The 20753-nt window shown below is 60.3% G+C and carries 19 protein-coding genes and 1 pseudogene; 11 read left to right on the forward strand and 9 right to left on the reverse strand.

Annotated elements, in window-relative coordinates; all coding sequences use genetic code 11:
* Positions 1-44: 44 nt before the first annotated feature.
* Positions 45-992: a LysR family transcriptional regulator gene (locus ACIPL2_RS09955; RefSeq protein ID WP_401355554.1), complete on the forward strand. Its 948-nt coding sequence runs from the start codon at positions 45-47 to the stop codon at positions 990-992.
* 52 nt (positions 993-1044) lie between these two features.
* On the opposite strand, the gene ACIPL2_RS09960 is transcribed toward ACIPL2_RS09955, so the two are convergent.
* From ACIPL2_RS09960 to ACIPL2_RS09980, 5 genes are all read right to left on the reverse strand, one after another.
* Positions 1045-1317, reverse strand: a complete 273-nt coding sequence (locus tag ACIPL2_RS09960; RefSeq protein WP_401355555.1) for a DUF2790 domain-containing protein — start codon at positions 1315-1317, stop codon at positions 1045-1047.
* 564 nt (positions 1318-1881) lie between these two features.
* Positions 1882-2970, reverse strand: coding sequence for an ABC transporter ATP-binding protein (locus tag ACIPL2_RS09965; RefSeq protein WP_401355557.1), 1089 nt, complete (start codon positions 2968-2970; stop codon positions 1882-1884).
* Positions 2971-3009: 39 nt separating this feature from the next.
* Positions 3010-3807 carry an ABC transporter permease gene (locus ACIPL2_RS09970; protein WP_401355560.1) on the reverse strand — a complete coding sequence of 266 codons (798 nt, stop codon included), beginning with the start codon at positions 3805-3807 and terminating at the stop codon, positions 3010-3012.
* Positions 3804-4724, reverse strand: a complete 921-nt coding sequence (locus tag ACIPL2_RS09975) for an ABC transporter permease (RefSeq protein WP_401355563.1) — start codon at positions 4722-4724, stop codon at positions 3804-3806. Before ACIPL2_RS09975 ends, ACIPL2_RS09970 begins: the two co-directional genes overlap by 4 nt.
* Positions 4725-4747: 23 nt before the next feature.
* A complete protein-coding gene (locus ACIPL2_RS09980; RefSeq protein ID WP_401355566.1) occupies positions 4748-5875 on the reverse strand; it encodes an extracellular solute-binding protein in 1128 nt (375 codons plus the stop codon).
* A gap of 338 nt (positions 5876-6213) precedes the next feature.
* Between ACIPL2_RS09980 and ACIPL2_RS09985 the strand changes: the two genes are divergently transcribed.
* From ACIPL2_RS09985 to ACIPL2_RS09995, 3 genes are all read left to right on the forward strand, one after another.
* Positions 6214-6996 carry a creatininase gene (locus tag ACIPL2_RS09985; RefSeq protein WP_401355569.1) on the forward strand — a complete coding sequence of 261 codons (783 nt, stop codon included), beginning with the start codon at positions 6214-6216 and terminating at the stop codon, positions 6994-6996.
* Between the two features lie 149 nt (positions 6997-7145).
* Positions 7146-8522 carry a GABA permease gene (gabP, locus tag ACIPL2_RS09990; protein ID WP_401355572.1) on the forward strand — a complete coding sequence of 459 codons (1377 nt, stop codon included), beginning with the start codon at positions 7146-7148 and terminating at the stop codon, positions 8520-8522.
* Positions 8523-8777: 255 nt separating this feature from the next.
* Positions 8778-9794 carry a GlxA family transcriptional regulator gene (locus tag ACIPL2_RS09995; RefSeq protein WP_401355742.1) on the forward strand — a complete coding sequence of 339 codons (1017 nt, stop codon included), beginning with the start codon at positions 8778-8780 and terminating at the stop codon, positions 9792-9794.
* A gap of 155 nt (positions 9795-9949) precedes the next feature.
* Here the strand turns inward: ACIPL2_RS09995 and ACIPL2_RS10000 are convergent, their stop codons facing one another.
* The 4 genes and pseudogenes from ACIPL2_RS10000 to ACIPL2_RS10015 all read right to left on the reverse strand — a co-directional run bounded on the left by ACIPL2_RS10000 (position 9950) and on the right by ACIPL2_RS10015 (position 14429).
* Entirely contained in the window at positions 9950-11290 is a 1341-nt protein-coding gene (locus ACIPL2_RS10000) for an MFS transporter (RefSeq protein WP_401355574.1), read from the reverse strand.
* A gap of 207 nt (positions 11291-11497) precedes the next feature.
* On the reverse strand, positions 11498-12709 hold the full coding sequence (locus tag ACIPL2_RS10005) for a M24 family metallopeptidase (protein WP_401355576.1): 1212 nt from the start codon (positions 12707-12709) through the stop codon (positions 11498-11500).
* A 197-nt stretch (positions 12710-12906) separates the two neighbouring features.
* On the reverse strand, positions 12907-13914 hold the full coding sequence (locus ACIPL2_RS10010; protein ID WP_401355578.1) for a GlxA family transcriptional regulator: 1008 nt from the start codon (positions 13912-13914) through the stop codon (positions 12907-12909).
* 87 nt (positions 13915-14001) lie between these two features.
* A pseudogene (locus ACIPL2_RS10015) lies at positions 14002-14429 on the reverse strand (DUF1801 domain-containing protein).
* Positions 14430-14560: 131 nt separating this feature from the next.
* On the opposite strand from ACIPL2_RS10015, the gene ACIPL2_RS10020 reads away from it, so the two are divergent.
* The 7 genes from ACIPL2_RS10020 to ACIPL2_RS10050 all read left to right on the forward strand — a co-directional run bounded on the left by ACIPL2_RS10020 (position 14561) and on the right by ACIPL2_RS10050 (position 20751).
* Positions 14561-15232, forward strand: coding sequence for a GntR family transcriptional regulator (locus ACIPL2_RS10020; RefSeq protein ID WP_401355581.1), 672 nt, complete (start codon positions 14561-14563; stop codon positions 15230-15232).
* A 114-nt stretch (positions 15233-15346) separates the two neighbouring features.
* Positions 15347-16279 carry a 4-hydroxyproline epimerase gene (locus ACIPL2_RS10025; protein WP_401355583.1) on the forward strand — a complete coding sequence of 311 codons (933 nt, stop codon included), beginning with the start codon at positions 15347-15349 and terminating at the stop codon, positions 16277-16279.
* Positions 16276-17391 carry an NAD(P)/FAD-dependent oxidoreductase gene (locus ACIPL2_RS10030; protein ID WP_401355586.1) on the forward strand — a complete coding sequence of 372 codons (1116 nt, stop codon included), beginning with the start codon at positions 16276-16278 and terminating at the stop codon, positions 17389-17391. Before ACIPL2_RS10025 ends, ACIPL2_RS10030 begins: the two co-directional genes overlap by 4 nt.
* The gene (locus tag ACIPL2_RS10035) at positions 17384-17620 is read left to right on the forward strand and encodes a (2Fe-2S)-binding protein (protein ID WP_401355588.1); all 237 of its coding nucleotides are present in this window, start codon (positions 17384-17386) and stop codon (positions 17618-17620) included. The genes ACIPL2_RS10030 and ACIPL2_RS10035 overlap by 8 nt, the downstream gene beginning before the upstream one ends.
* Positions 17617-18873 (forward strand): FAD-dependent oxidoreductase, encoded by a 1257-nt coding sequence (locus ACIPL2_RS10040; protein ID WP_401355591.1) that lies wholly within the window; start codon positions 17617-17619, stop codon positions 18871-18873. Before ACIPL2_RS10035 ends, ACIPL2_RS10040 begins: the two co-directional genes overlap by 4 nt.
* Before the next feature lie 74 nt (positions 18874-18947).
* On the forward strand, positions 18948-19697 hold the full coding sequence (locus tag ACIPL2_RS10045; protein WP_401355744.1) for a helix-turn-helix domain-containing protein: 750 nt from the start codon (positions 18948-18950) through the stop codon (positions 19695-19697).
* A 235-nt stretch (positions 19698-19932) separates the two neighbouring features.
* Entirely contained in the window at positions 19933-20751 is an 819-nt protein-coding gene (locus ACIPL2_RS10050) for a transporter substrate-binding domain-containing protein (protein WP_401355592.1), read from the forward strand.
* Positions 20752-20753 lie beyond the last annotated feature (2 nt).

A 20753-nucleotide genomic window follows, 5' to 3' on the forward strand; every position in this document is an offset into this window, starting at 1 on the left:
GGCCAGCCCCTATAATTTTTGCCTTCCCACCTGAGGTGAAAACGATGGACGTTTTCCAAACCATGCGTTTTTTCACGGCTGTCGCCCAGAGTGGCAGTTTTACCGCGGCCGCCCAGTTACTGGACTCCACCACCACGAGCGTTTCCAAAGCGGTGTCCAGCCTGGAGGCCCGGCTGCAGACGCGTCTGATCAACCGCACGACCCGACGCCTGGCATTGACGGAAGCCGGTCTGCGTTATTTGCAGCGCTGCGAGAAGATTCTTGAAGAGCTACGTGAAGCTGAAGAGGAAGCGGGCACCGCGCAGGTCAGGCCCGTCGGCAGGCTGAAAATTCACGCGATGTCGGCCATTGGCAATCATTACGTGATCGATGCCATGGCCAAATACAGAGAGACGCATCCGTCGGTGATGTTTGATCTGACCCTGACCAACCGGCTGCCTGACTTGCTGGAGGAAGGCTATGACATGTCGATTGTCCTGGCGCGCGATCTTCCCGATTCAGGTTTTGTCGCTCAGCGGCTCGGCGTGACCTACAGCATTCTCTGCGCTTCGCCGGCCTACGTGAAGAAACGCGGAGTCCCCGATTCGCCGGGCGCGCTGGGGTTACATGATTGTTTGAGAATAGTGAATACGGTAATGCCGGTTGAAAACTGGGCATTTGAAGGGCCGGAAGGTGCGGAGACTGTAAACATTGCGCTGTCGCCGTTTCACGTCAATACCGCCGATGCGATGACCGTCGCGATAAAAAGCGGGATGGGTATCGGCATTCAACCTATTGGTTCGGCAGTCGAAGGCCTCAAGGCGGGTACGTTAGTGCGCGTACTGCCTGAGTATCATTTTGAAGAGTTGAATCTGTTTGCCATCTACCCGTCACGAAAATTCGTCGATGCAAAGATAAAGACCTGGGTGGAGTTCCTCAAAAGCACCATTCCCGTCTCGTTGGCATCCGATGAAAAAATCGTCCGTGCCTCAAAAAAAGCTCATCGCTTCTGAATCCGTAGTGCTGCAGGCATGGAGTGTCGACCCTCCACGGTGCCTACCGTACTCAACCGTTTGAACACCCGGTGCCCATCACTTGATACTGAAGGATATGGCGTTGGCCATTAGAATCCTCATAGGTCATTTGGGCTGGAACCGGTCCGCACTGGTCGGGAATATCTGATACGGCAATCACTTTCTTGATGTCGAGTTTGGTTCCGTATGCGTAGTTTTCAACCGGTGGGTTACTGGTCGCGGCAGTTGAATGACTGTCATCTGCAAGTGCCTGCGAACCTATGCCGCCAAGCGCAAGAATCAGCGCAATTTTAAGAATTTTCATTATGTTCACCGTATCGTTCTGGGGTTAGCTCTTTCGAGTTTTTTTACCGTGTGAGCTGGTTGCCACTTCGTTCATTTGCTCACTCGGTAGACACGATGCTAAGTGTTTCTCCTTCCCCCAAACAGCGACCCGCTGGACAAACACTGTTGCTGGTTTTCGCATGAATAAAGGGCCACGGCGCCTGTGTAGCGCAAGGTGTCAACCTTGTATTAACCATGACATGTAAAAGGTTATTATTTGACGCATTCCTGATTTGGGCAACTTGCTATCGTGCGCCGCCAACATTTGAAATAGGGGGCTGCGAAGTGACACTCACTGAAAAAGCCAAAAACGCCAAATCCCGGGGATGGGGATGGGCGTATAAAAAGGTAAGGAGCTTTGGATGCTCACCCATGACGGCTTTCTACCGGGCAAGTCTTTTTTCCCTTCGCGGTGACACGGGCGTTTTCACAAGCGGTCGGAGCTGGCAAACATTCCGATTGCGACGTTAGCTCTCGGGTCATACCAGCCGGGAGACCTCCTTGCGGGGTCTCCAGGCGTTCCTGATGGCAGGCAATCGGCTCTTCAGTCGCCACGCAGGATCAATGCGTGCGCACCGTCCCACTCGGCGAAGATGTCTTGCCCGCAGTGCACGCCCAGCAGGTTGTAATCGGCGTGCGGTTTTTGCACCTGCAATTCGAGCCCACCGCTGGCTTCGAGATAGATGTTCACCATCGAACCGATGAACTCTTCACCGACCACCGTGCAGGCCAGGCGGTTACGTTGCACAGGCTGTGTGGTCAGGTCGATATGCTCGGCGCTGACGCAGACAGTCACTCGCTCTGCGGGGACCACCGATTTGCCTTCCGGTAGTCGCGCGAGGAACCCGCCGTGTTCCGAATCGATGCGAATCAACCCGCTGTCATCAAAGCCCACGACCGTGCCGCAAAGAATGTTTTTGCCGCCCACGAACTCGGCAACGAAACGGTTGTGAGGCTCAAGGAAAACCTCCCGTGGCGAGCCGATCTGTTCCACCCGCCCGCGACTCATGATCACCACTCGATCGGCCATTGCAAAGGCCTCGGATTGACTGTGGGTGACGTAGACGAAGGTGATGCCCAAGTCTTTTTGCAGCCCGGTCAGCACGCCTTGCATGCGCACGCTCAGATGCGCATCGAGCGCGCTTAATGGCTCATCGAGCAGCAGGATCGGCGGCTCGGTGACCAGCGAACGTGCCAGCGCCACGCGTTGGCGCTGGCCACCGGAGAGCAGGCTGATATCGCGCGTGGCGAACTCCTCCAGTCCCAGTCGTTCAAGCCACACCAGTGCCTTCTTGCGTCGCTCAGCCTTGGCCATGCCGCGCATGCGCAGCCCGAATTCGACGTTCTCCAGGACGTTGAGAAACGGGAACAGCGCCAGGTTTTGCCAGACCAACGGCGTCTCCCGTTCCCAGGAATAAAGGTCGTTGATGCGCTCACCGTTCAGGCGGATTTCGCCTTCACTCGGCTTGTCGAGGCCGGCGAGCATGCGCAGCGTCGTGGTCTTGCCACAGCCGCTCGAGCCCATGATCGCGACGAACTCGCCTTTGTAAATTTCCAGGTTCATGCGCTCGACGGCCTGGTAACTGCCGAAATGCTTGACCACGTTGTCGAATACCACCAGCGGTTGAGTCATGGCTGAATCCTTCGTGTTCGGATGATTGTCAGGGTGGTATCAGGCACTCGCGGGCTTGCGCCGGCGCATCAACAGCAGTTGAGCGAGAATCACCAGGGTCATGGTGGTGATGAAAACGATGGTGCCGATCGCGTTGATGGTCGGGCTCACTTGCCCTTGCAAGGTGTTGAGGATGCGCACCGGGACGGTCTCGTTGAGCCCCGAGACGAACCAGGCGACGGCGAACTCATCGAAGGACACGGCCATGGTCACAAACAGCGCGGCGAAGATACTCGGCGCGGTGAAGGGCAGAATCACAAAACGCATCGCCTTCCACTGATTGGCCCCGAGGTTCCACGCTGCCGCCTCGATGTTCGGATCCATCTGCGCCAGGCGCATCCGGATGACCGCCATCGCGAACGGTGCGCACATTACGATGTGGCTGATCATCACCGCGTAGAGTTCGCCGGACAGCCCGACCCGCGACAGGAACGCCAGCATCGCCAGCCCCATGATCACCACCGGAATGGTCGGTGGCAGCATCGCCAGCGCCATGTACATCGACTTGCCGAAAAACTGGTAGCGGAAGTCTGTGTAGGCCGCGGTGAATCCGAGCAGCGTCGATACCAGCGACACCACCACGCCCACCGTGAGGCTGTGCTTGAAGGCCTGCCAGACCGCCGGGTCGGCGGCAATCGTCTGGTACCAGTGCACGCTGAAGCCGCCCAACGGCAAGGATGGGAAACGGTCGATGTTGAACGAGAACACGAAGCTGCCGGCAATAGGCGTAAAGATGAAAACGAACACCAGTACGACAAAGCCGCGCAGCAAGAAGTTGATCAGCCGATGCTCATTCATGCGCGCCTCCGGTAAGCGAATCGAACCGCGCCAAACGCCGCGACCAGTAGCGTCACAATCATCATCGTTGCGATCACCGCCGCGCGTGGCCATTGCTGGCCGGACTTGGTGGTGTCGGTGATCAGCGTACTCAAGGTCGGCGGCTGGCCACCGCCCAGGTAGAGCGGACTGACGAAGTCGCCGAAGGTCAGGATGAAACAGAACAGCGCCGCGACGACAATGCCGATCCGCGCAGACGGCACCACCACCAGGAACACCGTACGCAGGCGTCCGCAGCCAAGGTTGTGCGCCGCTTCGATCAACGAACGATCGATGTACATCAGGCTGAACAGTTGCAGCAGGATCACCAGCGGCAGGCACAACGTGAAGTAGCCGACGTAGGTGCCGAACGTTGTGTTGAGCATCGCCAACGGCTCCAGTCCAAGCAGGCCGAGCGCCGCGTTGACAATGCCGTTATCGCTGAGGAACACCTGCCATGAATACGTACGCACCAGGTAGCTGGTGAAGAACGGCGTGACCAGCAGCAACACCAGCAATTGCTTTGCCGACTCGCGAAACTTGAAGGCGATCGTATAAGCACAGGGGAACGCCACCAGGCTCACCAGCACGGTCGCGCCCGCCGCCATGGCCAGGGTATGCACGTAGGCATCCCAAAAAAAACTGCGGCTGAGCATGTAGCTCCAGTTCAGCCCCTCGAACGTCGGCACCATGCGGAAGTTGCGCACCCGCCAGAAACTGATCGCCAGCAGAAACACCAGCGGGAACAAGAAGAAGATCAGTTGCCAGATCAGGATCGGCATCGAGAAGCCGAGGCCGTACCAGGGCAAGCGCCACACCCTTTTGGTGCCGCGCGGCGTCGCGGCACCGGTGTTATCGGAGAGCACCGCCGGCGACGTCTTTAACTTGTCTGAAATCATTGCGACCACCTCCACCTGTCTCGTCAAGCACCCTTGTATTGCGACCAGAAGTCGTTCCACTCATCCAGGCTCTGCTGGATCGGCAGTTCGCGGTACTTGATGCGACCGTCGCGGATGTCATCCATGACGTTGCGCTGACCGAGCAGCATGCCTTGGCGCCTGGCTTCGGCAGGATCGGTCTGGTTCAGCAGCTCCCAGCCTTTTTTGCTCGGGATGAGCGCCGGGTAGGCGGCCATCTTCGCCGACTTGACCTGGCCTTCCGGCGAGGTGATGTATTGGATGAATTTCTTCGCCAGGTCCGGGCTGTGGGCCTTTCTGGCGATGCAGTAGGACTCGGTCCATTGCAAACCGCCCTCCTTCGGCAACACGGTTTTCACCGGTGCGCCGGCACGCTGCAAGACACCGGTGATCCAGTCGCCGATGCCGCACATGGCATGAATCTGACCGTTCTTCAGCGACGAAAAGGTGCCGCCATAATCGAAGAAGCCACCGATCTGCGGACGCATGCTCATCATCTTTTGCTGGACCGTTTGCCAGTGCGCGGCATCGATGTCGTAAGGTCGCGCATTGCCATTGAGCAAGCTGATCTGCCCAAGGTTCGGCAGGTGCCAGTCGAAGTGCCCGACCTTGCCCTTCAGGCTTTCGTCCCAGAACACGTCGTAGCTGCGCACCTTGGCTTCGGGTACGAGTTGCGTGTTGTAGGCGATGCCGAGAAAGCCGAAGCGAATCAGCACGGAGTAGAGCTTGTCGCCCTGCCAGTGACCGGGAAAATGCTGGAACTCCGGGTAGAAATCATCGAAGGGGTAGTCAGCGGGGTCGAGCTGCTCGATGTATTCGGCGGCGTTGAGCTGCTGGACATACTCGGCGTCGGACAAGATCAGATCGAAGGTGCCGGGCGGCGATTGTGAGATCAGCCCCAGCATGTTGTCGCCGCCGGTGTAGTACTTGGCGCGGACCCTGACCCCGTACTTGCGCTCGAAATCGGCGACGATGTCCGGCTCGGCGTGCCCGGCCCAGGCGAGGATGACCAGTTCTTTTTCCGCTGCGGCAAAGCTTCTCATGGGCAGTAACCCGGACAGCGCTGCGGTGCCCGCCAGGATGCCGGTGGTCTTGAGGAAGGTACGGCGCGAAAGGTCGATGCGATTGTTCATTATTGTCTCTCCCGGGTGATGGAAAGTGCCTCTGTCCGTTTCATCCCTGTGCTCTTGCCTCCTGCTGCCGCGGCCAGCCCCACGCATCATTAGCCGGCTGGATGCATTGCAGCAGGTCGCCATCACCCGTTTTTGTGCACGCCCGACTCTAAGTTTGTCAGATCCGACCCATCGCCCCTCTTCGTGCCATAAAAGCCAAACCAGAGGGTGTTCTGTCAATTACGGGTCGGATTTGGACAAGTCGGCGCCCTCTCGATCTGATCGAATCGTTCTATGCGCCACCTTCGATTCCTGCAATCCAAAGGCTGGCAGATCAATCACTTGCAGAAGGCACGTCGATGAACAACAGCGTCGTTATTGGAGAACTCACCTGGCCCGACTATGCGCAGAAGGTGGCGACGGGCTGCCCGATCTTTCTGCCCGTCGGCGCACTGGAACAGCACGGCCATCACATGTGCATGGAGGTCGACGTTCTGCTGCCCACCGCGATCTGCAAGGCGGTCGCGCAAAACGTCAGCGGCCTGGTGTTGCCGGCGTTGGCCTATGGCTACAAGTCCCAACAGAAGTCAGGCGGCGGCAACCACTTCCCCGGCACGACCAGCCTCGATGGCGCCACGCTGACCCATACCGTGCAGGACATCATCCGCGAACTGGCACGCCACGGCGCCCGCAAACTGGTGATGATGAACGGTCACTACGAAAACTCGATGTTCATTGTCGAGGGCATCGACCTGGCCCTGCGAGAACTTCGCTACGGTGGCATCAATGACTTCAAAGTCGTCGTGCTGTCCTATTGGGACTTCGTCAACGACCCGGGCGTCATCGAAAAGCTTTATCCCGATGGCTTCCTCGGTTGGGACATCGAACATGGCGGCATTTTCGAAACCTCGTTGATGCTGGCCCTGCACCCCGACAAGGTCGATCTCAGTCGTGCGGTTGACCATCCTCCTGCAACCTTCCCGCCGTATGACGTGTTCCCCATCATCCCGGAGCGCACCCCGGCGTGCGGAACATTGTCGTCGCCTAAAGGTTCGAGTCGCGAAAAAGGCGAGCTGATTCTTGAAGTGTGTGTCTCGGGCATCAGCGCAGCTGTGCGCGAGGCGTTCGAGTTAGAAAATTAAACCTGTAGGAGCGAGCTTGCTCGCGATGGACGTTAACGATTACGCGTGTTTGCTGGATAAACGCGTCGTTCTCAAATCCATCGCGAGCGAGCTCGCTCCTACAGAGAGCCGTTGTTAACCCTCCAAACATAATAAAAAGGGTAAGTCTCATGTCCAGCTCAACTCTGGCCCCAGGCCTCAAGCAGCGTCACGTCACCATGCTCTCGATTGCCGGCGCCATCGGCGCCGGCCTGTTCATCGGTTCAGGGCACGCCATCGCTTCGGCGGGCCCCGCCGCGATCCTGGCGTATATTTTTTCCGGCACCCTGGTGGTGCTGGTCATGCGCATGCTCGGCGAAATGGCCGTTGCCTCGCCGGATACCGGGTCATTCTCGACCTACGCCGAGCGGGCGATGGGACGCAGCGCCGGTTTCACCATTGGCTGGCTCTACTGGTGGTTCTGGGTGCTGGTCATTCCGATTGAAGCCATCGCCGCCGCCGCGATTTTGCACGCCTGGTTTCCGTCCATTGCAACGTGGGAGTTTGCGATCGCCGTCACTGGATTGCTGACGTTGACCAACCTGTTCAGTGTCGCTCGTTACGGAGAATTCGAGTTCTGGTTCGCCATGCTCAAAGTCATTGCGGTGGTGGGCTTTATCGCCCTGGGCGCGCTGGCCCTGGCGGGTGGATTGCCGGAGACGACAGTGAGTGGCGTGGTGCAATTGAGCAAAGAATTCGGTGGTTTCATGCCCAATGGCATGACCGCCGTGATCGGTGCGATGCTCACCACCGTGTTCAGCTTCATGGGCACGGAAATCGTCACCATCGCCGCAGCCGAGTCGCAGAACCCCTCCAAACAAATCACCCGTGCGACCAACTCGGTCGTCTGGCGCATGGGGATTTTCTACATTGTCTCGGTGTTCCTGATCATCTCCATCGTGCCCTGGAACGACCCGATGCTGATGCAAGTCGGCTCTTATCAGCGAGCCCTTGAGTTGATGAACATTCCCCACGCGAAAATGATTGTCGATATCGTCGTGTTGATTGCTGTCGCCAGTTGCCTTAACTCAGCGATCTATACGGCGTCACGCATGGTCTACTCGCTCAGCAAGCGCGGAGATGGCCCGCAAGTGCTGCAGAAAACATCGTCTTCAGGCGTGCCCTACATTGCAGTGCTGGCCAGTACCGCCGTGGGTTTCCTGACCACCGCATTGAATTATTTCGCGCCCAACGAAGTGTTCTCGTTCCTCCTGGCCAGCTCTGGCGCCGTTGCGCTGTTGGTCTATCTGGCCATTGCGGTTTCACAGCTGGTCCTTCGCAAAAAGATGAATGCTTCGCGGCAGCCGATCGCTTTCAAGATGTGGTTTTTCCCTTGGCTGAGCTACCTGGTTATTTTCTGCATCCTGAGCATTCTGGTGGTCATGCTGATATTGCCCGAGCACCGCATGGAAGTGATTGCGACAGGTGCACTCACACTGTCCATCGTCTGCATGGGGGCGATTTTCAACGCCAGGAAGAGCACCGTGCAGAAAGCAGGACTGGCGTGAACCCTTAAAGCCCCAAAGCTACTCGCGCCAACGATTCACCGGTCACCTCTTTCCGGTCCGCTCTCCACCACGAGCGGGCCGGTTTTTTTTGCCCCGCCTTCCCTGCTTCCGCCGCGAAATGCCTATTGATCGGGCACTCGGTGTAAGATCCAGAAACCCGAAAGCGGGCTTGATAACCCTAAAAACGAGAGGACGTTGCCACTGCCGGCGGCTAGCCGCAGAGCGCGTCACTGTTACAGTTGAGGAGCAGTAATGATGGCGAAACTCCAGTCGGCGAAACCCGCTGCAGGACGTTCGGCTAATGAACAAGGGCCGGTGAAAACCGTAGGCTTTCTGGTCATTCCCAACTTCACCACCATTGGCTTCGCTTCCGCCGTGGAAACCCTGCGAATGGCCAACATGGCCGCGCGCAAACCGCTGTTCCGCACGGTCATCATCGCCGCCAGCCTGGACCCGGTCACGGCCAGCAACGGCATGCGCATCTTGCCCGACCACACCATTACCGATGCGCCCAAGCTCGACATGCTGTTTGTCGTCGGCTCCAACCCGATCGTCTCCAATCACAGCAGCCGGCCGCTGCTCAATTGGCTGCGCAAGCTGGCGCATGATCAGGTGCCACTCGGCGGCATTTGCACCGGCAGCCACTTGTTGGCACGCGCCGATTTGCTCAAGGGTTATCGCTGCACGATTCACTGGGAAGACATCGAAGCACTGAAGGAGCGTTTCCCGGGGATCATCATTTCCAACCAGCTGTTTGAGCTCGATCGTGATCGCTACACCTGCTCCGGTGGTGTCGCGTCCATGGACATGACCCTGCAGTTGATTGCCCGCGAACCCGGCGGACGGGACATTGCGGCGCATGCGGCCGAGTTGTTGTTGTGTGATCGGGTACGGGGCGCGAGGGAGCAACAGCGTGTGCCCTTGCGGCAGAAGTTGGGCACTTCGCAACCCAAGCTCAGCCAGATGGTGGCGATCATGGAAGCCAATTTGGAAGAGCCGGTGGGCCTTGAGGAACTCGCGCGGTTGAACGAGGTGTCGGTGCGGCAACTGGAGCGGCTGTTTCACAAACACCTGCAACGCACGCCGAGTCAGTATTACCTGGAATTGCGCCTGTCACGGGCGCGGCAATTGCTGCTGCGCAGCGAGTCGCAAGTCCGCGACATCGCCCTCGCCTGCGGCTTCGTGTCCCCGGCGCACTTCTCCAAATGCTACAGCCGTTTCTTCGGCGTATCGCCTATTGGTGAGCGTAAGCAAGTGGCTGCGGTGCATTGATTGCTTGTCAGTATTGATGTTGGCCGGGCTGGCCCCTTCGCGAGCAAGCCCGCTCCCACATTAGATGTTCAGTGACCACAGATTGTGTGTACGACTGAGATCAAATGTGGGAGCGGGCTTGCTCGCGAAGGCGTCCATAAGGACACCCCAACCCTTCAGTCCTGCAACGCTTTATGCGCCGTTTCCCGGCTCGCCAGCATGGCAATCAATGCCACCGCCGCTGCCGCCAGCAGGTACCAGGCCGGGGCCATTTTGTTGCCGGTCAGTTGGATCAGCCAGGTGGCGATAAACGGTGCGGTGCCGCCGAACACCGCATTGGCGATGTTGAAGCTGAAGGCAAACCCACTGAAGCGCACGCGAGTGGGAAAGATTTCGGCGAGGAAGCACGGCAGGGTGCCGTCGTTCATCGCCAGGATCGCGCCGAAGGCGATCTGGATCATCAGAATCACCATCAGCGGCTGATTCTCCAACATCCCGAACAGCGGAAAGGTCAGCGCCAGGAACAACACCGAAGCCGTCAGCAACATGGTCTTGCGCCCGAACCGGTCCGACAGCTTGCCCATCAGAAAAATCAGCCCGATGTAGGTCGCCAACGACACCGTCGACGCCAGGAACGAATCACTCTCGCTCATGCCCATTTCGGTCGACAGGTACGTCGGCATGTAGCTGAGCAACAGGTAAAACGCCACCGCATTCAAGCAGGTCACACCAATGCCGATCATCACGCTGCGCCGGTGTACGGTCAGCAGTTCACGAACCGGAGCGTGGTTCGCGCACTCCTTCGCTTCGAGGCGTTTTTCCATCTCCAGGAATTTCGGCGTGTCCTGCAAACTCATGCGGATGTAGCGCCCCACCAGACCGAACGGCGCCGCCAGCAGAAACGGCAAGCGCCAGCCCCAACTGTGCAAGTCCTCGACACTCATCCACGCATGCAGCCCGGCGACAAACACCGCGCCGAACAGCAAACCAGCCGCCGTACTCGCCGGGACAATGCTGGTGTACAACCCGCGTTTACCCTCGGGCGCGTACTCGGCGAGAAAGGCCGATGCGCCGGCGTACTCGCCGGAAGCCGAGAAGCCCTGGAACAAGCGAATCAGCAACAGCAATGCCGGCGCCCACAGGCCGATATGGTTGTAGGTCGGCAGAATGCCGATGCAGAAGGTCGAGACCGACATGATCAGAATCGACCAGGACAACGCACTGCGCCGCCCGTATTTGTCACCGAAGTGCCCCCAGACCAGCCCGCCCAGCGGGCGAACGATGAACGACAGCGCGAACACCGCGAATGTCGCCAGCAGCGCGGTGGCCTTGTCGGTCTGCGGAAAAAACGTCAGCGCGATGACGGTTGCCAGGTAGCCGTAGGCCGCATAGTCGAACCACTCGACGAAGTTGCCCATGAAGCTGGCACTGGCGGCGCGCCGCAACGCCTTGCGCACGGCGGTCTGTTCAATGTTCTGCGCCAGGGTCGGCGTCAGGCTTGCGCTTCGGGTGCTCATTGGGCACCTCCGATGGTAGAGGTGCGGTGATCGAGATAAAGCGTCGGGACGTAGAGCATGACAAAACCCCTCTATTGTTTTACTTGGCAGGGTCAAGGGTCAGTAAATGCTGCGCGCTTTGGTGCGTGCATGCGTTGTTTTTCTCGGTAGAACGCGGCCACTGGTCAAAAAGAAACGCCGCACAGGTTCACTGTACGGCGCCGGGCCTTACTTTTTGATGATGTTGTGTTCAGGGCCATAGGGGAATTTGGTGATGTTTTCCCCGCCCTGTTCATTGACGATCAGGATGTCGTGTTCACGATATCCGCCGGCGCCCGGCAGGCCTTCGGGCAGCATGATCATCGGCTCGATGGACACCACCATCCCCGGTTCCAGTACCGTGTCGATGTCTTCGCGCAGTTCCAACCCGGCTTCGCGGCCGTAGTAATGGCTCAGCGTACCGAAGGAGTGGCCGTAGCCGAAGGTGCGGTATTGCAGCAGGTCGTGTTCCAGGAAGATCTCGTTCAATTGCAGGGCGATGTCGCAGCAGCGCATGCCCGGCTTGATCAGTTTCAGACCGGCCTCGTGCACTTTGACGTTGACTTCCCACAAGCGCAGGTGCTCGTCGGAGCAGTGGTCGAGGAACAAGGTACGTTCCAGCGCGGTGTAGTAACCGGCGATCATCGGGAAGCAATTGAGGCTGAGGATGTCGCCCTTGTTGACCTTGCGCGACGTCACCGGGTTATGCGCGCCATCGGTGTTGATGCCGGACTGGAACCAGGTCCAGGTGTCCATCAGTTCGGAGTCCGGGAACGTGCGGGCAATCTCGCGCACCATGGCCTGGGTGGCGTGCAGGGCCACTTCGTATTCCGGCACCTGATCACGCAAGGCTTCGACGATGGCGGCACCACCGATGTCCGCCACGCGGGCGCCGTGACGGATGATCGCGTGCTCTTCGGCGGACTTGATCATGCGCATGCGCATGCACGGTGCGGCGATGTCCACCAGCTCGGCTTGTGGGTAGCGGCTGGCCAGCTTGTCGCGGTTGAGCAGGTTCAGATGGTCGAACTCGATGCCGATACGTCCGGCCTTCGGCAAGGCTTGCTGGATGGCGACGAAGTAGTTGTCGCGCTGCCAGTCGGTATAGACGATGTTTTCAGTGCCGACGGTCCGGCGCCAAGGCTGGCCGCCATCGATGTTGGCGCTGATGGTCACGGCGCTATCCTGGGTCACGACCAGCGCGTACTGGCGACCGAATGAGCAGTACAGGAAATCGCTGTAGTAATTGATGTTGTGATAGGAAGTGAAGACTGCCGCATCGATATTGTTCTGCGCCAGATAAGCCCGCAGCTTGGCCTGGCGGTTGGCATATTCCTGAGCCGAGAACGTCGGGCTTGTTTTTTCGCCGTTCTTGATCTGGATGGTTTTCGGCATTTGCATGTCATTTATCCTTGTCGTGGGTTGAGCTTCAGATGGCGCCAATCTGGCGGGCCGCTGAAGATCATTCGAACAGATGCAAAGCACGGTTTTTTGCGCGAATCCGACCTGTAGTTGGTCATATCCGCTGTCGACTGCGAGACGGCTACAGAAACCAAAATGCCCCCGCTGGGCGGGGGCATTGGCAAAAGGTGACGCGGTCAATGTGGGAGCGGGCTTGCTCGCGAAGAGGCCGGTGCTTTCAGCATGGATGTCGGCTGGCACCCCGTCATCGCGAGTGCGCCCACATGCTCGCGAGGGTGCGCGCCGAAGTACTGGCGATAACAGCGAAAGAAATGCTGCAACGAGACAAATCCACACTCGCGAGCGACCGCAGGCAGAGGCTGTTCACCGGTCCGCAACAACTGTCGCGCCTGTTGCAACCGCAAATCCAGATAGTGCCTGGACGGCGAACACCCCAGGCTGCGTTTGAACAACCGCTCCAGATGCCTGCGGGAAATGCCCAGGGTTTCGGCCAATTCGTCGATGCCCAGCGTCCGGCTCAAGTGCTGGTTCATCAATGCCAGCGTCGCCTGAAGTTTTTTCGGGGCATGTTGCATCGGTAACAGAGGCCTGGCCTGGCGTGCGGCATGTTTTTCCATCCGCAGGATCAGCCCACGACCGAGCGTCCGGGCGAGCAGTTCGTGCATCAACCCTTGAACCGCTTGCGGGCCGACGCAGGTCAGGCGTTGGCGGTCGACGCAGAACGGCACGGCCACCGGCGCCAACGCGCTGAAGGCCGCAAACGCCAGTGACGGGGCCGGTTCCGGCAGGCTGCAGCGGAACCCATTCAAAGCGCCAATCTGCGCCAGCAGCCAACCGGCCTTGCCCAATGCCCCCAGACTGATCGGCTGCGCAGCCCAATGACGCAGCTGCTGGTCCAGGTCTGGATGATGCAGGTTGTCACCACCACAGAGGATCAACACATCGAGCGGTTGTGCCTGATCCAGTCGCGCAGTGGCGGTCGCGATGCCATTGCTGGCGATCAATTGCTGGCCGTCCAGACTGAGCATTTGCCACTGGCAAACCGTGCGCCCCGCCAGCTGATTGGCCAGGCGCAACGGCTCCAGCGCATTGGCCAGGGCATACAAATCGAAGGCGTCCATCAGCCAGAAACCAATACGCAGCGCCGGCGGTTGTGGCCGGCCATCTTCGGTCAGTTGCAGCATGTCCCGCCCTCCCATTGGTCAATGCTGCGAGTTTCGGCGCCTGGGATCATCCACACGTGTCAGATATCGACGCCCAATTGTTCGCCACTACCGATGTCGGGTGGGTTTGATGCGGGCCGTTGTATTGAGATCCACGGCGGCGCGAATCAGCCTCTGCAAGGCTTTTTCATCAATCTTCTCGCCCTCGTGGATATCGATGGCACGTCGGGTGTTGCCTTCGAGACTAGCGTTGAAAAGGCCAGAAGGGCCATCCAGCGAAGCGCCCTTGGCGAAAGTCAGTTTCACGACGCTCTTGTAAGTTTCGCCGGTGCAGATAATTCCGCCGTGCGACCACACCGGAACGCCCCGCCACTTCCATTCTTCGATCACGTCGGGTCGGCCTGCTTGATCAGCGCTCGGACGCGGGCCAGCGTTTCACCGCGCCAATCACTGAGTTCCTTGATTCTCGCGTCGATCAACCGAGAGGCCGAGTTGGCGTTCTCTTCTTCCGTTGCCCCGGTCTTTTCCTTCTTCATGAGGGTTCTGCTCGCCAGTCACTTGGGTATTGTCCGTCGCCTTGATTAAGCGCCTGTCTAACCATAGCCGAAGGAACACCGAAGAAAATTCGTATACCATATCTCCAACTTATTTCGAACGAACCGCCGCCGTGACCCTACCCAAATTCAATGCCCCAGACCTTGGCAATGCGCCGTCGACGTCGGAAATCATCACCCGGCATCTGCGTGATGCCATCGTCGCCGGGCATTTTGCCGAGGACGAGCCGATTCGCCAGGACGACATCGCCCGTCAGTTCAACGTCAGCAAGATTCCGGTGCGCGAAGCCCTCAAGCGCCTGGAGGCCGAAGGCCTGGTGATGTTCCAGCGCAATCGCGGGGCGATGGTCACGCGGGTGTCGGATGCCGAACTGGCGCAGATGTTTGAAGTGCGCATGCTGCTCGAAGACAAGGTGCTGCGCCTGGCGATTCCGAACATGACCGAAGAAACCTTCGCCCGCGCCGAACGCATCTGCCAGGAGTTCATTGGCGAAGATGACGTCGGACGCTGGGCCGAGCTCAATTGGGAATTGCACGCTTGCCTCTACGAACCGGCGCAACGGCCGTTTCTGGTTGGCCTGATTCGCTCGGTCAACGACAAGCTGGAACGCTACCTGCGCATGCAGATGAGCCTCTCGGCCGGCAAGGATCGCGCCGATCACGAACACCGGGAAATCCTGGCCGCCTGTCGCGCCGGTGACGTCGACCTGGCGGTGAAGCTGCTCGACGAGCACATTGCCGGGGTCTGCAAGACCCTGTTCGAGCACCTGCCCCACAGCCACTGACCGCTCGCCACACTGTGCTGATTTCGTCACCGGCACAGGGTAAAACCCTCAAGCCGGCGCACCTCCCTACAGGCCACTCTTTGGTTCACTCATCTGAACGGAAGTGGCCCTCCCATGAAACGCATCACCGTGATCGACTCCCACACCGGCGGCGAACCGACCCGCCTGGTGACCGCCGGTTTTCCTGACCTGGGCACCGGCAGCATGGCCGAACGTCGACAGCGGCTGGCCGCACAGCATGATCAATGGCGCGCCGCTTGCGTGCTGGAGCCTCGGGGCAGCGACGTGCTGGTCGGCGCCCTGCTCTGTGAGCCGGTCGATCCGAGCGCCTGCGCCGGGGTGATTTTCTTCAACAACAGCGGTTACCTCGGGATGTGCGGCCACGGCACCATCGGCCTCGTGGCGTCGCTGGCGCATTTGGGCAAGATCGGCCCTGGCATCCACAGCATCGAGACGCCGGTGGGCACGGTGCAGGCGACCCTGCACGAAGACGGCTCCGTCAGCGTACGCAACGTGCCGGCCTATCGTTATCGAAAAGCGCTGTCGTTGCAGGTGCCGGGGATCGGCCAAGTGACCGGCGATGTGGCCTGGGGCGGCAACTGGTTCTTCTTGATCGCCGAGCATGGCCTGCACATTGCCGGCGATAACCTTGACGCCCTGACTGCCTACACCTTCGCCGTACAACAAGCATTGGAGGCTCAAGGCATTCGCGGTGAAGACGGCGGCTTGATCGACCATGTCGAGCTGTTCGCCGATGACGAGCATGCCGACAGCCGCAACTTTGTCCTCTGCCCCGGCAAGGCCTACGACCGTTCGCCCTGCGGCACCGGCACCAGCGCCAAACTGGCGTGCCTGGCGGCGGACGACAAATTGCAACCGGGACAGCTCTGGCGTCAGGCCAGCGTGATCGGTAGCGAGTTCGAAGGTTCCTACGAAATCCACGGCGAGCGCATCGTGCCGACCATTCGCGGACGCGCCTACATCAGCGCCGAAGCCAGCCTGATCATCGAACAGGACGACCCGTTCGCCTGGGGCATCCGCCCGTGAACGAGGGCCAAGTGGCCGATGTGATCGTGATCGGCGCCGGCATCATCGGTGCTGCGTGCGCCCAGGCGTTGGCCGAGCGCGGTTTGCGCGTGCTGGTGCTGGACGCCGGCCTGCCCGGCGCGACGGCGGCGGGCATGGGCCACTTGCTGGTGCTCGACGACAACCCCGCCGAACTGGCCCTCAGTCAATATTCCTTGCAACGCTGGCGCGAACGGGCACCGGCCCTGCCCGACGGCTGCGCCTATCGCAGCAACGGCACGCTGTGGCTGGCGGCCAATGCCGAAGAAATGGCCGTCGCGCAAACCAAGTACCAGACCTTGCAGGAACACGGCGTGGCGTGCGAATTGGTGGGCGCCCATGCCTTGCATGAGCGTGAACCTGAACTGCGCGCGAGTCTCGAAGGCGGTTTGTTGATCAATGGCGACGGCATCCTCTACGCCCCGGCGACCGCCCGCTGGATGCTCGACGCCCCCACCATCAGCCAGCGTCGGGCACGCGTCAGCGAAGTCGATGGCAACCGCGTGCGACTCGACGACGGCCACTGGCTCAGCGCCGACGCGGTGGTGCTGGCCAACGGCATCCAGGCCAACGAACTCTGCCCGGAGTTGCCGATCGAGCCGAAGAAAGGCCACTTGCTGATCACCGACCGCTATCCCGGCAAAATCACCCACACCCTGGTGGAACTCGGTTACGTCACCAGCGCGCACAACGCCACAGGCCCTTCGACGGCCTGCAACATCCAGCCGCGGCCGACCGGGCAATTGTTCATCGGCGCGTCTCGGCAATTCGGCACCACCGACCCACAAGTCGAAGGCTGGATGCTGGCGAAAATGCTCAGGCGTGCGGTCGACTACATGCCCGGTTTGGCACAGCTCAACGGCATCCGCGCGTGGACCGGTTTTCGTGCGGCGAGCCCCGACGGCCTGCCGCTGGTGGGTCAACACCCGCACCGCAAAGGCCTATGGCTGGCGGTCGGCCACGAAGGCCTGGGTGTCACCACCGCGCCGGGCACCGCTGATTTGCTGGTCGCGCAGTTGTTCGATGAAACGCCGCCCCTGGCCGCGCAACCTTACCTGCCGCAACGTTTTCTCAAGGAGCATGTGTATGCTTGAATTGATGCTGGACGGCCGTGCGCTGAGGGTCGCCGAAGGCACCAGCGTCGCGGCGGCACTGGCGCTGGGCGGCGATGGTTGCAACCGCACGTCGGTCAGCGGCCAGCGACGCGCGCCGCTGTGCGGCATGGGCATTTGCCAGGAATGCCGGGTGACCATCGACGGCCGACGACGCCTGGCCTGCCAAACCCTGTGCCGTGACGGCATGCAGGTGGAGACCCGAGCATGAGTGAATATGCCGACCTGCTGATCATCGGTGCCGGTCCCGCAGGGATGGCCGCCGCGCTTGCCGCTGCACCCAGCGGCGCTCGCATTGTATTACTCGATGATAATCCGCTGCCGGGCGGGCAAATCTGGCGCGACGGCCCCCAGGCCAGCCTGCCGAATCAGGCGCGTCAGATGCGCGAGCAATTGCAGGCGTGCAGCAACATCCGCCGCCACGCCGGCACGCGGGTAATCGCCTGCGCCGGCCCGAAAGAACTGCTGGTCGAAGACGCCGATCGCGGCTGGCTGATCGGTTACGACTTACTGATTCTGTGCACGGGTGCCCGCGAGTTGCTGCTGCCGTTCCCCGGCTGGACGCTGCCCGGTGTGACGGGCGCGGGTGGCCTTCAAGCATTGATCAAGGGCGGCCTGCCGGTGCACGACGAGCGCTTGGTGATCGCCGGCAGCGGACCGTTGTTGCTGGCCAGCGCCGCCACCGCCAAACACAACGGCGCCCAGGTACTGCGCATCGCCGAGCAGGCTTCGACGACTGCCGTCGCCGGTTTCGCCGCGCAACTGCCGCGTTGGCCGCACAAGTTGATGCAGTCGTTCACTTTGTTCGACCGTCATTACCGCACCGGCACTCACGTACTGGCTGCGTTGGGCAGCACGCGCCTGGAAGGTGTGCGCCTGAAACAACAGGGGAAAATCGTCGAGCTGGAATGCGATCGCCTGGCCTGTGGCTTCGGCCTGATTCCCAACACCCAGCTCGGCCAGGCCCTCGGTTGTGAACTCGCGGATCAAGCGCTCGCCGTCGATGCCTGGCAGACCACGAGCCGCGCCGATCACTACGCCGCAGGTGAATGCACGGGTTTCGGTGGCAGTGAACTGGCGCTGGTCGAAGGCGCCATCGCCGGTCACGCGGCCGTCGGTAACACGCATGCCGCCCGAGCGCTGTTTGCTCGACGGGCGCGCTGGCAAGGTTTTGCCAGGGCGCTGAATCACGCCTTCACCCTCGACCCGCAACTCAAGTCGCTGGCGCAGGCCGACACCCTGGTGTGTCGCTGCGAAGACGTGCCCTACTCCGCTCTGGCCGGGCACACCAACTGGCGCGAGGCCAAGCTGGCCAGTCGTTGCGGCATGGGTGCCTGTCAGGGCCGAGTGTGTGGCGGCGCGTTGCAGCACCTGTTCGGCTGGCAACCCTCGGCGCCACGACCGCCGTTCAGCCCGGCGCGAATCGAAACCTTGTTGTGCCTGGACGACACCCCGCCGGCCTGAATGCCGGTCCGGGGCTTTCGGGTCTGTTGCCGAGTCTTTATGATTCGGCAGATTGCCTCCAGACGCCCAGCGCCATGTATGCCTCGCTCACTACCTTCAAACCGTGCGACCTGCCGACGCTGTTGAGCAGTCTGCAGCCGATCGCGCCACTGCTCGACACCCTGTCGGACGTGGTGTTTTTCATCAAGGACAGCGAGGCCCGCTACGCCTTCGTCAACCAGACCCTGGCCCGGCGCTGTGGCTTCAAACACAGCGCCGAACTGCTCGGGCTCACCGCCGACAGGGTCTTTCCGGAGCGTTACGGCCCGCTGTACACCGAGCAGGATCGGCGGGTGCTGGCCAGCGGTCGCGAGCTGTCAGACCAACTCGAACTGCACCTCTATTACGGCAACCAGCCGATCTGGTGTCTGACCCACAAACTCGCCCTGCATGACGAGCAAGGTCAAATCGTCGGCCTGGCCGGCATCTCGCGCGACCTGCAATTGCCACAGTCCAACCACCCGGCCTTCCAGAAACTGGCGGCGGTGGATGCGCATATCCGCACGCATTTCGCCCGTCCAATCAGTCTCGCCGAGCTGACGGACATCGCCGGGTATTCCGTGGCGCAACTGGAACGTCACTGCAAACGCGTGTTCCAGCTCACCCCGCGACAAATGATTCACAAGGCCCGCCTGGAAGAATCCTCGCGCCTGCTGCTGGACACCGACCTGCCCATCACCGAGATCGCCCTGCGCTGTGGTTACACCGACCACAGTGCCTTCAGCCGACAGTTCCGTGCGTTGACCAGCCTGGCGCCCAGCCAGTATCGCGACAATCAGCGTTAGGAAACGTGTTCCTTAAAGGGGCGATAGCGCAACCATTGCTCCCTTATGTAACACCTGCAAACTGCCGCCGGTGCCACCCTGGATAGGGTCGCGCCGCTGCAACACCTCTACTTCAACATCGGACAACAAATTCACACCCGGGACTGGAAATGGGCACGTTGATTGCTACCATTAATATCGTATACGAAATCCACGATACGATATCTAACAGCACTTCACCGACCCCGAGGCCTCTATGAAAAACCCCGCATTTGCCGTAGCCCTCAGCGCTGTTCTCAGTACCTCCTTTATCGCCACCGCCCAGGCCGACAAGCTCGACGACATCATCGGTTCGGGCAAGCTGCGGTGTGCCGTGACCCTGGACTTCCCGCCGATGGGTTTCCGCGATGAAGGTAACAACCCGGCCGGTTTCGACGTGGACTACTGCCGCGACCTGGCAAAAATCCTCGGGGTTGAAGCCGAAGTGGTTGAAACGCCGTTCCCCGACCGCATTCCGGCGCTGGTCTCCGGGCGTGCCGACGTGATCGTCGCCTCCACGTCCGACACCCTCGAACGGGCCAAGACCGTCGGCCTCACCGTGCCGTACTTTGCCTTCCAGATGGTGGTGCTGACCCGCGACAACACCGGCATCAACAGCTTCGCCGACATCAAGGGCAAAGCCCTGGGCAACACCAGCGGCACCTATGAAGCCATCGCCCTGGAAAAAGACGTGAAGAACTGGGGCAGCGGCACCTTCCGCGCCTACCAGTCGCAGAACGACACGCTGCTGGCGGTCGCCCAAGGCCACATCGACGCCACCGTGGTCACCAATACCGTGGCCGCCGCCACCATCAAGTCGGGGAAATACAAGAACCTGAAAATCGCCGGTAACGCGCCGTACACCATCGACTACGTGTCCCTGGGTGCCAAGCGTAACGAGTATGGCTTGCTCAATTACCTCAACCTGTTCGTCAATCAGCAGGTGCGCAGCGGGCGCTACAATGAGCTGTTCACCAAATGGGTCGGCACCGAGATTTCACCCACCGACCTGACCGTACCCAAGGTCTACTACTGAGG

The sequence above is a fragment of the Pseudomonas sp. NPDC086251 genome (assembly GCF_044746405.1).
Lineage (GTDB): Bacteria > Pseudomonadota > Gammaproteobacteria > Pseudomonadales > Pseudomonadaceae > Aquipseudomonas.